This is a genomic window from Salinibacterium sp. SWN139 (assembly GCF_015864625.1).
In the GTDB taxonomy this organism is placed as follows: Bacteria; Actinomycetota; Actinomycetes; order Actinomycetales; family Microbacteriaceae; genus Rhodoglobus.
The window spans coordinates 732,512-743,745 of record NZ_JADYWV010000001.1; the positions used below are offsets into that span (position 1 = coordinate 732,512).

Sequence of the window (11,234 nt, forward strand, 5' to 3'; positions counted from 1 at the left end):
CGCTCAGCGCGGGCGGAAGTTGTAGTGAAAAGCGAGTTTTAGGAACGAACGAGGCGCGCGATGGCGGCACTCGCTTCGCGCAGTTTCTCGTCGGCAACGGGGCCACCCTCGCGGGCGGCTTCGGCAACGCAGTGGCTGAGGTGATCGTCGAGCAGGGCGAGTGCGACAGACTCGAGAGCCTTCGTCGCGGCCGACACCTGAGTGAGAACGTCGATGCAGTACGTGTCTTCTTCGATCATCCGGTGGATGCCGCGAACCTGACCTTCCGCGCGACGCAGACGCTTGAGCAGCTGCTCTTTGTTGTCGTCGTAGCCGGGCATGAAGACCTCCGCGTGTGCGCTTGGATTGATACCCCTTGGGGGTATCTCCATTAGACGCCTGTGCGCGCGGAAAGTCAACCGGGGTGAGCGGGCTTTAGGCGAGAACTGCCGACCGAGTGAGCGCCGACTCGAACGCGCTCACCGATCCGCTGGCGGCTTCAAGCTCGTGATTCCGCAGTGCAGTCGAGATGCGACCATCGTCATGATGAGCAAGAACGACCGGTAGCTCGACGGTCGCGACGAAGGCAGTTTCTGCTTCAGTGATTTCGTTGCGGTGGCGCACCTCAAGCGGCACTCCAAGGCGGCGCACCATGGCATCCCACTCAGGCTTGCGTCGGATCGGCGAGTGGGTGATGTCGCAGAGCGAGCACGCGGCCGTGCCGAGCATGTGGCCAATGACGTAGCGCGTTTCTCCCCAGACGCCGCCGTCAGCGTTGTAGATACCGGTGTAACGGATGATCGCCATGATGTCTGCCCTGCCTACCTGCACTGCCCGGCACGGTGCCGAAACTCCTGTGTGCAGAGTGATTCGGAGACGTCGGGCACCGCGGATGGGTGCGATCGATCAGGCGGGCCTCGAGCGGCACGCGCTTGGGGGCCTGGGCGGATGGAGAGTTCGGGCGCCGGGGCGCCTCGGGTGAACCCCGACTACTGCCCGCTCGTTACTGCCAGAACTTCTTCTTGGGCTGGCTGTCGCTCACCGGCTGGCCGTTGAGGAGGATTCCGGATGACGGAGCATTAAGAGTGACGGGGGCAGCGACATCCGCAATCCGCTCTCCAGCTGCGCTCGTAAGGTCGGGCGCACCCAGCACATTGAGCGCATCACTCGTCGGTGCTGTCGGCGGCATAGTTGCCGTGCCGAAATTCGGTGCAGCGCCAGCGCCTGCGGTTGCTTTGTCGAGGCGGCGGGCGGCGTTGGCGTCTTTGATGTATTTGACGAGCAGGATGATGGCGAGCACGACCACCGCGCTGGCCTGGATGATGAACTCGTCGAAGTGGTCGGTGAGGCGGAAGACGACGCGGCCAATGAAGACCTCACCGAGCAGCCCGCCTTTGCCGCCGACGGCATTGAAGGAGTAGTAGATGCCCGAAATGAAGCCCCCGATGAAGGCGAAGGTGGTGGCGATGATGCCCATCACGAGCGCGACAAGAAAGCCCACCCCGCGAACCACGCGGCGGTGGGATGCAGCGCCGAAGAAACTGAACGCGAACACCATGCCGATACCGCTAAAAATTGCGGGGTACTCGAAGCCGACCTGACCGACGATGATAGTGGCGATCGTTATAGCGGGAATCGCCAACACGGATGCGAGGGCTCCGAGCGCGAAGTTGTAGGGCTTCGTGGGGAGTGGGGTGTTCGCGGTGGTGGCAGGGCTGTCGGACATCGTGGCGCTTTCGGGTAAACCGCAGGGGGCATCCGGCGGGGCGGTCACTCGCGGGCGGCGCCTGTTAGGCGACGTTGGCTGCGCGAGCGGCTCGTGCTCTTCTCCACACGACCACCACAGAGACTACTGTCACGAGCACGCCGGGGAGAAGGATATTTACCGTATTGGCTCCCACCCAGGTGTCAAAGTTGGTGGCGAATTCGCTGCTGACAATGCTGCCCGCGCCGTCGTCGTAGAGGTAGGTGAGGTAGCGGCTGTAGGGGAAGCTGATGGCGGTGCCGGCGATCATGGTGACGAGGCCGATTCCGGTGGCAACGGCAAACCCGCGTCCGGTGACGGGGGTGCGCGCAGAGCCGCTGGCGAAAAGCGAGAACGCGATGGTGACAGCAAGGGCGGCCCCGGCGACGCCTGCCATTGGCGAGTTGAGGCCAAGTGCCGCCACTAGTACAGCGGTGATGGGGATGGTGAGCAGCGTTAGCAGCACCCCGCGGCGATAGTTGTACGGCCGCTCGGGGCGGGGGAGGATGTTGCCTTCGCCCCGTGCTGCAGCGGCGGCGATCGCGGCTTCGCCTTCGAACACGCGACCCTGCGTGTGCGCGTAATTTCCGGGGCCAGGGTTCTGATCCATCTCTGACATTGTCATCACCTCGCATGGTGCGGCGGGAGTTTCTCGCCGGGCACTTCTCGCTAGGTCTCAGAATAGCTAAGTATTTCTCTGAAAGGGGCGTTCGTGGTGCGAGAACGTTGACGTCGCCCCGGCTGTCTAGCGATTCCGATCGAATGCCTATCTTCGTGTTGGCAGTCCCGACCACGCCGTGATTGCTTTTCGGGCGAGATCGCTCAACCGCGACGCGAACCCCGTCGGGGTTTCTTGTTCGCCGAGTGGTTTGCCGTTGAGGATGATGCCGGGGGATGACGCATTGATGGTCATGACGTGATTGGCGAACTTGTTGGCTGCATTAGCCGAGTTGGCGGCGGAGGACGACAGGGCTTGGCGCGACGTTTCGAAGCGGTTGGTCGCGGTGGTTGCAGCAGCATTGGCTTTCGCCATGAGGTTATCGCGGTGCGCCGCAGCTGCTTTGGCGGCGTACATAACCACGACGAGGACGGCAAGAACAGCGGTGACGATGAAAGGAACGGCGATTTGTTCGGCCTGCGTGGGGAAAGGAAACTCGGTGCGCCCGGTGAGGATGTCCTCGATGATGCCGGTCGTGCCGCCGTTAGAGATGTAGGTGTTGAAGAGCCCGGAGAGCAGTCCGGCGACGGCTCCGAGAGCGGTGGCGATCGATCCCACGATGAGGGCGAACAGAAAATCTCGCCCGCGGGTAACGGTCTGGCGCGAGCCCACGGCAAAAAGTTGAAAGGCGGTGAGCATCCCGACCGCTCCGAAGATGGCTCCGATTCCGAAGCCCAGCAGGCCAACAAGGATCGCAGCGGCGAGGGCGAGGGGAATCGCGAACGGGGAGAGGAATGCTCCGAGGGCGAAGTTGTAGGGCACGGTGTCGGTGGGAAGGGTGCCGCCGGGAACAGTGCCGCCGTTGATGTTCGTGGCGGAGATCATGGTGCCGGAGTGGCGTTCGAGCGAGCGCGCGTGCTTGGTGGGGCTCTGATTCGTGGAGAGACCTGACATGAACGCGACCTCCGATCGCACCGCAACGGCTACGTTGTTCGAGTTACCAGAGTAGCTTTCTTGCCGGTGAAGCGGCAGAGAGAGTGTGAGATTGCTGGCGAGTGAGGGTTAGCCGTTCCGGATTATCCGCGCAGGGCGAGCGCGAACGGAAGCACGGCATCCGCCCCGGCGTCGCGGAGCGCTTTCGCGGCGATCGTGAGTGTCCAGCGCGAGTCGACGAGGTCATCGACGAGCAGGATGGGGCCGTTGGGCAGTTCGTCGCCAGCCCATTCGAACTGTTGCCACACACTCGCGAGCCGGTAGGCGCTGTTGCCGCCCGTCTCGCCCTGTGGTCCATCACCGGTGAGCGAGAGCGACCCGAGGTAAGGGAGCTTGCCCGCGCTGGCGAGCGCTTCGGCGACGGATGCCACGAGTTGTGGTCGGCGGCGTGACGGCATCGAGATGACGGCGACGGGGCGCTCATCCCAGCCCCAGTCGGCAAGTACGCGGACGCAGGCGGCAACGAGCGCGGGGCTCGCCGGTGCGTCGGGGGTGCCGGGGGCGAAGAGGGTGCGCAGGGTGCCGCCCCAGCCGAGGTCGGTGAGGCGCGCGAGGGCGCGGCCTTCGAGGGAGCGTTGGTCGGGGTTGATGCGTCCGCGCACGGGTACGCCCACTTTGTCGGCTCCGGTGGGCCATTGGGCGCGGGGTTCAATGGGTACGCCGACTTTGTCGAGGGTGGCGGTGGCGCGGCTGGTGGCATCCGTGGTGATGTCGGTGGGGTACCAGATGCCGGCGCAGTTGTCGCAGCGGCCGCAGGGGATAGCGGTGTCGTCGTCGAGGGCGCGTTGCAGAAATTCCATGCGGCAGCCTTCGGTGCCGGCGGGGAGCTGTTCGTAGTCGAGCATGTTCTGTTGTTCGGCGCGGCGGGCGGCGGTGACTCCGGCGTAGCGTTCGGCGTCGTAGCTCCAGGGTTGGCCGGTGGCGGTCCAGCCGCCTTGCACGCGGGCGACGGCTCCGTCGACATCCAACACTTTGAGGAGGAGTTCGAGGGGGCTGCGGCGCAGGTTGACGCGCGCTTCGAGAGCGGGGGTGGAGACGGGCCCGGCGCCAGAGTCGGCGGCGGCAGCGAGCTCGGAGATCACGAGTTCGGCGTTGGCCTGGTCGGGCATGGATGAGGTGGCGAAGTATTCCCAGATGTCGCGGTCTTCGGGCCCGGGCATGAGCAGCACGTCGGCGTTGTCGGTGGCACGCCCGGCACGCCCGACCTGTTGGTAGTAGGCCACGGGAGAAGAAGGAGCACCCAAGTGGATGACGAAGCCGAGGTCGGGCTTGTCGAAGCCCATGCCGAGGGCGCTGGTGGCAACGAGCGCTTTGACGGTGTTGTTCTTGAGCGCCTGTTCGGACTCTTCGCGTTCTTGCGGGTCGGTTTTGCCGGTGTAGGCGCGCACCTCCATGCCGCTGTCGCGCAGCAGTCGCGCGGTGTCTTCTGCGGCCGAAACGGTGAGCGTGTAGATGATTCCGCTGCCGGGCAGTTCGGCGAGGTGGCTCAGCAGCCAGCCGAGGCGGGCTCGGGCATCCGGCAATTTCAGTACGCCCAGGCGCAGGGATGCTCGCGCGAGCGGTCCGCGGATGGTGACGACTTCGGTGCCTGCCGCGCTATTGCTGCCGGTGGCTGCGCTTGTGGTGCCCACGGGATTTTCGACGCCAGCGGTGCCGTCGGTTGCCCCACCTTCGAGTTGGGCGGCGATGTCGGCGACGACGCGGGAGTTGGCGGTGGCGGTGGTGGCGAGCACGGGTACGCCGGCGGGCATGGTGGCGATGAGTTCGCGCAGGCGGCGGTAGTCGGGGCGAAAGTCGTGGCCCCAGTCGCTGATGCAGTGCGCTTCGTCGACGACGAGCATCCCGATGCGGTTGATCAGGGCGGGTAGTTGGTTGTCGCGAAAGCTGGGGTTGTTGAGGCGTTCGGGCGAGACGAGCAGCACATCGACTTCATCGTTGGCGAGCTGCTGCTGCACCTCAGCCCACTCGTGGGGGTTGGTGGAGTTGATGGCGACGGCCCGAACTCCGGCGCGGGATGCCGCGGCAATCTGGTCACGCATCAACGCGAGCAGTGGCGACACGAGCACGGTAGGGCCCGCACCTCGCCGGCGCATGAGCAGCGTGGAAACGAAGTAGACGGCGGACTTTCCCCACCCGGTGCGCTGCACCACGAGCGCCCGGCGGCGCCCATCAACGAGCGTCTCGATCGCCTCAAACTGCCCCTCGTGAAAATCGGCAGTCTCATTGCCGACAAGCGTGCGAAGAACGGTCAGGGCCTCAGTGCGGGTATCTGTCACGTGGCTAGTGTGTCAGGGGGTGCTGACTTTCGGCTGTCGCGCGGGTTCTCAGCGGGGTAACGCGATGAACGACTGTGGGCGGAGGAAGCACGAGTCTTCCAGAGATCCGGGCAATACGTAGATTCCTGTGGAACTAGAAAACTTGTAGAAGCGATACAGGAAATAGGAATCCGAGAAGTACGCGGATGCCGCGACTTCATTACTGCTTACGAAGAAAGCGGTCTCCGCCGGATGCGTAGTGGTTTTGACTTCGATGTGCCTATCTGCGCCATTAGTTTCGAAGGACTTAACGTCATATCCCAGACCATCACCGACGGTCACTGCCACGTGCTCGACCTTCGATGCAAGGTCTGCCCGCCCGAGAGTCGTCAATCGGCGCTGCTCGAATTTCACTGCAGCGAGTTCGCCCGAGAGGCCTAGTTGTCGATTTCGTTGATCCTGATAGACGTAGTCGCGTTTGACACCGATCTTCCTCGGCGTCCACTTCGCTTCGCCAAACACCGCTTCCGGCGGCGCGGCGACCTTTGGCTCTGTGGCGGTCGAGAGGTCGATCGGAGCTGACGCCGCCTTGGCTGCGAGCGTATCGAGCTTGCCATCTAGACGCAGCACTCGCTCAACCTCGTCGCGTAGGCTCCGCTGCAGGTTTGCGGCTGGTCGATAACCGCGCAAGTATTGCCAACCCAATTCGGCCATTACGGCACTGATGTTCCGGTGCTTGTACTCAACGGAGGCGTTGGATCGACCGCGGAGGCGCTGTCGGAGTTCGTCGTTCTGGTGAGCTTTGACGAAGGCCTCGCCCGATAGGTCCATTTTGAGCATTTCCATATACTTGGAAACTATGGCTTCGACCTCTTCGTTAGTCCATGGTTTTCCCGTCAGGTCACTCACTCTTGACGCCCTGGAGGAGCATTCTTCAAGTCAGCAATGCTAGTTGCCCAAGTATGGTCAACCTTCTGCATTGGCGCCATGCATTCGGGGAAATCCTTGTGTGGCGCGAGATTCGATGTGAGGTTGAACCGGAAGACCCACTGTCCCGTGGCCGAGTACAAGCAAGCAGCCACTACGTCGAAAGCGTCGGTCCGGTAGAACCTGCTGGATGGGTTGCCTTTAGAAGCTCTAGTTTTTTGCACTTCGACTTTGAAGCTTCCATCCGCGTATTTATTCGGGCTCGCATTTTTGCATTCAACGCGAAGTGTGTCGCCTGATTTCATTAGCACGTCGAAATCATGCATGGCGTCGATGTCCAAGCTGGAGACGTGCTCGACTTCGGCAGCTGACTGGAAGAAAGATTGAAGATGGTGTTCCGCCACCCCTCCCCGTACTGCAACCGATAATCTAGTGCGACTAGCGATGATCTCCATTATTTGAGAACTGGAGAGTTGGAACTGGTCCTCCAGCTCGTGCGCCCCTACTACGTTGAGAGCAAAATTGGGCTCTTGGTATTTCTCGGCGGCGCTATGTCTTAGTGCGGTATCGAGCATCAAGTCAGTGGCTGAACGCTCAAATCGGACGTAGTCGAGCAACCTGGATTTTTCAAATGCAACTAGAGTTTCTAGCCCGCTCTCAGACCGGGCAGAACGCTTCTTGCCTGTTCTATTGTCCTTCTCCCAGACAGACCAACCTGAGTCGCCCATAGCGTCTAGGTTCGATTGCTTCGCGTAGAAGGAGATCCCCATAGGAAGGGGGTCCCATAGGTTAGGGTCAAGCGCGATGAAAAGGCCCACATCAGGCTGAATTCCAAGCAAGAGAGTGATGTCAACACCTGCGACATCGCGAGCAACCGGGTGTTCTTGGGTCCAGGACTCTTCTGATCCGAATCGTAGTTGTCCACGCACTTCGTCGTCCGGGCGATTCTTTGTTTTCCCGTTTACTATTCGGAAAGCGTAAACGAGGATACCGAAGCGTTCGCCTCGAAGCGTCTGGATGCCGAAATAGAACGGCGCTCGCGTTGGCGCGCTGGAATATAAGACTTTTCCACCGGACTCAGAGATTGCTTCGAGAATCGCAGCGTGTAGATCACTTCGCCTGCTGACTTTGTATACGCGTGGATACGAGCGCCCAGCTATGTCCGTTTCAAGACTCAATGGCTTCTCCTTCAACGTGGCAGGGCAGCTCGTCTTTACACGAGTCATTGTCGGTCGCTGTTGCGAGGATGTATATGGGAGATACTTTATTCGACCATATTGCCACTTGGCGTTGCCGGGCGCTTTTCCACGAAATGTTTATTGAGGTGTACGAAATTGAGTGATGGCATTCCGGTACTGAGCCTTTTTTCTGGGGCAGGAGGCCTCGACCTTGCGGTCGAGCGCGCTGATGCTGAACCTCTGGTTCCTAGCGACCCCGGCACTAGGCTTGCGCATGTCGCTGTTGCTACCGATTACAACTCGCCAGCTCTCGAGACGCTTGCTAAGAATTTTCCGAGGACGCACTCAATCAACGGCGACATCAGAACCCTCGACTCAGCCGACTTGCTCGGCGCGGCGAACCTCAAGAGCGGCGAGCCCGTCCTCGTAGTAGGCGGCCCTCCGTGTACGCCGTTCAGCAAGTCAGGGTTTTGGCTTGAACAAAAGCGAGAGAGTCGTGACCCGAACGCGTCTTTGCTCGATGAGTACGTTCGAGTTGTCAAGGACACAAGGCCAGAAGGCTTCATCCTTGAGAACGTACAGGGGCTCACCTATAAGACCCATAAAGCCCAGTTCGATCGACTGCTGAAGAGCATGACGGAACTAGGCTATAACCCTCAATGGAAAGTTCTTCTAGCAGCGGACTATGGGGTCCCTCAGCTCAGACGCCGCGTATTTGTCGTGGGCCGGAGGGACGGACTTGCGTTCGAATTCCCTCGCCCGACGCACTCAGGCTGGAGCGAACACACCCGTGTGTTCGATACCTCTCTCATTCCTCACGTCACGGCAGCTCAGGCATTCGAAGGTCTAGAAAGTCCGGCGACGAATGATGAGTACGTAGCGGGCCGATACGGCGAGTTGGCCTCGGAAGTCCCTCCGGGGGGAAACTACCTGTGGCACACGGCCCGGAATGCAGGCCGTGATGAATTCGAATGGCGGAGCCGCTATTGGACGTTCCTTCTCCGCCTTGATCCGAATCGGCCGTCTTCTACTTTGCAGGCGCAGCCGGGGCCGTACGTCGGGCCGTTTCATTGGGAGAACATGCGAACGCCTGAAGGCGACCAGCGCGCTCGCCGTCTCAGGGTTAACGAGCTTCTCCGGCTAATGTCTTTTCCTGACGATTTCGATGTGCCAGATCGAAAAGTTGACACTCAGCGACAGCTTGGAAACGCTGTGCCGCTTGAGCTGGGCAAGGCCGTAGCTCGGGCACTACTCACACAGTTAGGGTACATACGCCCAGTGGCTGACACGCGGGCGAGAATCCTCGTAAGTAACTAGATTCCTGGCGCGAAACCATCGGTGAGTAAGCAACGGTCTCCATGGTTAGTGCCTTCACGACCACATCCATGCTTGAGCACGGCGGGGTCGACCTAGAGACACTAAGGAGCTTCATCTTGGATAGCAAACGCAGTTGGGCTCTGCTCGTTGGAGCGGGGTGTGTCGGGTTGGCCGCAATTCTTGGTGGTGTCGCGTACGGAGGTGTCTTCGGGGAGCAGTTCAAAACACCCGGACTCGTGGTCTTGTTAGTGCTGGCATTGCCGTCGATTGGTTATGTATTCGTTTCACTTATCTCCCTCGGGGCCGCTGCGCCGTACAGGCCGCTGGTCCCCCGCGAATCTCTTCTCTGGTCGTGGCTCAACTTCATGGGTAGAGGGTCTGCTGGCGTACTGATACTGGTTTCGGGCTCGCTGATCGGTGGTTTGTTAGGTGCCCAAATTTCTAACCCGAATGGTGATTTGGTAGCCCTGGTTGGGTTCGCGGCAGCGTTAGTTTTTGTTTGGTTCATGGTTGTTGTCGTTTTGTGGACGATTAGGGCAGGGATCGATATTGCGCGTCTTGGTGATCAGCGGAACGAGCTGCTTCGCAAGTGGCTGCATAAACGAGGATCGCGGGATGAGGGACGCAGCGCGAAAATTTTGTCGTTCGGCACAGAACTCACTGCAGTTGTGCTTGCTGGATTCGCGATGCTTTATTTACTGGCCATTGCGTACTTGGCGCTGGGACAGGTTGTAGGTTTTTTCTCGATCGCCTAGTCGCTGTCGCCCGAGCTATGAAGCCCCGTCTGGGGCGTCAGCGCGTCTCGACTTTCCGCCGAGTCTCGGCATCGTCATAGGGCGGCGGCCGGTTTCACGTTGGCGACTGATCCGCGAAACCTCTTCTGTCAACTAGAGAACCATTACGTGAAAAGCTTCTCGATGGCGCCCCAGCATAGTTGGGGTGGGGGTCGTCAGCTCTTTTGCAGTCATCTCAGCTGGAGGGCCACGAAGAATGGAAGGGGTCGCCTCAGCTGATGGAGCGCTCTTGCACTGGGACTAGAACCCCGCCGCCTTCTCAATCAACTCAACTGCAGGAATATCTGCAGGTGCCCAGTCGAGCGCGCTCAGCTCGGCAGGTGCGAGCCAACGAACTTCCGCGTGCTCGGTCAGCACCGGTGTGCCGGAGAGCAGTTCGCAGTAGAACGTGGTCAGCATGACGATTCCGAAGTCGTACTCGTGAGTCGTGGTGGTGATCAGCTCGCCCACGGACACCTCGCACTCAAGCTCTTCGGTGATCTCGCGCGCGAGGGCATCGCGGGGAGTCTCACCAGCTTCGATCTTGCCGCCGGGGAACTCCCACATGCCGGGCAAGGCGCCGCCGGGTCCGCGCTGGGCGCACAGGATCAGACCATCGCGCACGATGACCGCGCCGACGACTTTGATCTGCTTCTTCACGACTGATCCTTTGTGACGGCTGATCGATTCCAGAGACTCTTCTTCTCCGGCTGAGTCGCCAGCGGCTCGCCATTCAGCAGAATACCTGGGCTGCTGCGCGGAGCGGGGGAGACAGGAGTGTTTGCCGGAGTGGCGGCCTGAGCACCCGGAGCACCCGACCCATCCGAAGCATCAGCGGTGTGAACGTCGGCAGGTTCGCGACGAGCGGCCAAGGCATTGCGGGCCGCGCTCCCCACCAGGATGACTGAAAACACGATCACGAGGAGCGCCGGGATCAGCACCTCGAGATTGCTGTTGCTGAGCTGGAGTTCAACGCGGCGCGCGAAGACGCTGCCGAACAGGCCGCCCTTGTCGCCAACCGAGATGAAGGAGCGGTAGATGGCTGCGAGGTATCCGCTGATGAACCCGAGCGTCACGGCGATAGCGCCGATCAGAGCGCTCAGGGCGAAGCCGGCGCCGCTGATGGTTTTGCGGCGGGAACCGAACGTGAAGAGCGCGAAGACGGCCAGCATCCCGACCGCGGCGAAGGCTGGAGCGAACCCGAAGCCTAGCGACGCCAGCACCGTCGTCACTGCTGCCGCCAGCGGGATCGCGAGCAACGCGAACGCGACACCGCGCCCGAAACTGTAGGGACGCGGGGTGGGGTCAAGAACCTCAGTCACAGCAGGGCCTCCATCGGTGTTCACTCGAGCCGGTGTGCGGCAGCGGTCGTCGGGCAGTCATCGCCGCGAGTGCTTGGGCAGGGGCGTT

General features: G+C 61.2%; 12 protein-coding genes. 2 read left to right on the forward strand and 10 right to left on the reverse strand.

Translation table 11 applies throughout. The features are described 5' to 3' along the window. Positions 1-38: 38 nt before the first annotated feature. The 8 genes from I6E74_RS03445 to I6E74_RS03480 form a co-directional block, all read right to left on the reverse strand. Positions 39-320: a metal-sensitive transcriptional regulator gene (locus I6E74_RS03445; RefSeq protein WP_129072251.1), complete on the reverse strand. Its 282-nt coding sequence runs from the start codon at positions 318-320 to the stop codon at positions 39-41. Between the two features lie 94 nt (positions 321-414). Continuing rightward, complete coding sequence (locus I6E74_RS03450) at positions 415-786, reverse strand: hypothetical protein (RefSeq protein ID WP_197123008.1); 372 nt, start codon at positions 784-786, stop codon at positions 415-417. Between the two features lie 196 nt (positions 787-982). Beyond that, complete coding sequence (locus I6E74_RS03455) at positions 983-1,705, reverse strand: hypothetical protein (protein ID WP_197123010.1); 723 nt, start codon at positions 1,703-1,705, stop codon at positions 983-985. Positions 1,706-1,769: 64 nt separating this feature from the next. Then, positions 1,770-2,333: a hypothetical protein gene (locus I6E74_RS03460; protein WP_197123012.1), complete on the reverse strand. Its 564-nt coding sequence runs from the start codon at positions 2,331-2,333 to the stop codon at positions 1,770-1,772. 156 nt (positions 2,334-2,489) lie between these two features. Continuing rightward, a complete protein-coding gene (locus tag I6E74_RS03465; protein ID WP_197123014.1) occupies positions 2,490-3,335 on the reverse strand; it encodes a hypothetical protein in 846 nt (281 codons plus the stop codon). A 122-nt stretch (positions 3,336-3,457) separates the two neighbouring features. Further along, complete coding sequence (locus tag I6E74_RS03470; RefSeq protein WP_197123016.1) at positions 3,458-5,650, reverse strand: RecQ family ATP-dependent DNA helicase; 2,193 nt, start codon at positions 5,648-5,650, stop codon at positions 3,458-3,460. 48 nt (positions 5,651-5,698) lie between these two features. Continuing rightward, positions 5,699-6,538 carry a DUF3883 domain-containing protein gene (locus I6E74_RS03475; RefSeq protein ID WP_197123018.1) on the reverse strand — a complete coding sequence of 280 codons (840 nt, stop codon included), beginning with the start codon at positions 6,536-6,538 and terminating at the stop codon, positions 5,699-5,701. Further along, positions 6,535-7,734, reverse strand: coding sequence for a hypothetical protein (locus tag I6E74_RS03480; RefSeq protein WP_197123020.1), 1,200 nt, complete (start codon positions 7,732-7,734; stop codon positions 6,535-6,537). The genes I6E74_RS03475 and I6E74_RS03480 overlap by 4 nt, the downstream gene beginning before the upstream one ends. 156 nt (positions 7,735-7,890) lie before the next feature. Between I6E74_RS03480 and I6E74_RS03485 the strand changes: the two genes are divergently transcribed. After that, complete coding sequence (locus I6E74_RS03485; RefSeq protein WP_197123021.1) at positions 7,891-9,051, forward strand: DNA cytosine methyltransferase; 1,161 nt, start codon at positions 7,891-7,893, stop codon at positions 9,049-9,051. Between the two features lie 116 nt (positions 9,052-9,167). Then, a complete protein-coding gene (locus tag I6E74_RS03490; RefSeq protein WP_197123022.1) occupies positions 9,168-9,806 on the forward strand; it encodes a hypothetical protein in 639 nt (212 codons plus the stop codon). Positions 9,807-10,085: 279 nt separating this feature from the next. On the opposite strand, the gene I6E74_RS03495 is transcribed toward I6E74_RS03490, so the two are convergent. Together I6E74_RS03495 and I6E74_RS03500 are read right to left on the reverse strand one after the other, a co-directional pair. After that, positions 10,086-10,484: a (deoxy)nucleoside triphosphate pyrophosphohydrolase gene (locus tag I6E74_RS03495; RefSeq protein WP_197123023.1), complete on the reverse strand. Its 399-nt coding sequence runs from the start codon at positions 10,482-10,484 to the stop codon at positions 10,086-10,088. Next, a complete protein-coding gene (locus I6E74_RS03500) occupies positions 10,481-11,146 on the reverse strand; it encodes a hypothetical protein (protein WP_197123024.1) in 666 nt (221 codons plus the stop codon). The genes I6E74_RS03495 and I6E74_RS03500 overlap by 4 nt, the downstream gene beginning before the upstream one ends. Positions 11,147-11,234: the final 88 nt, after the last annotated feature.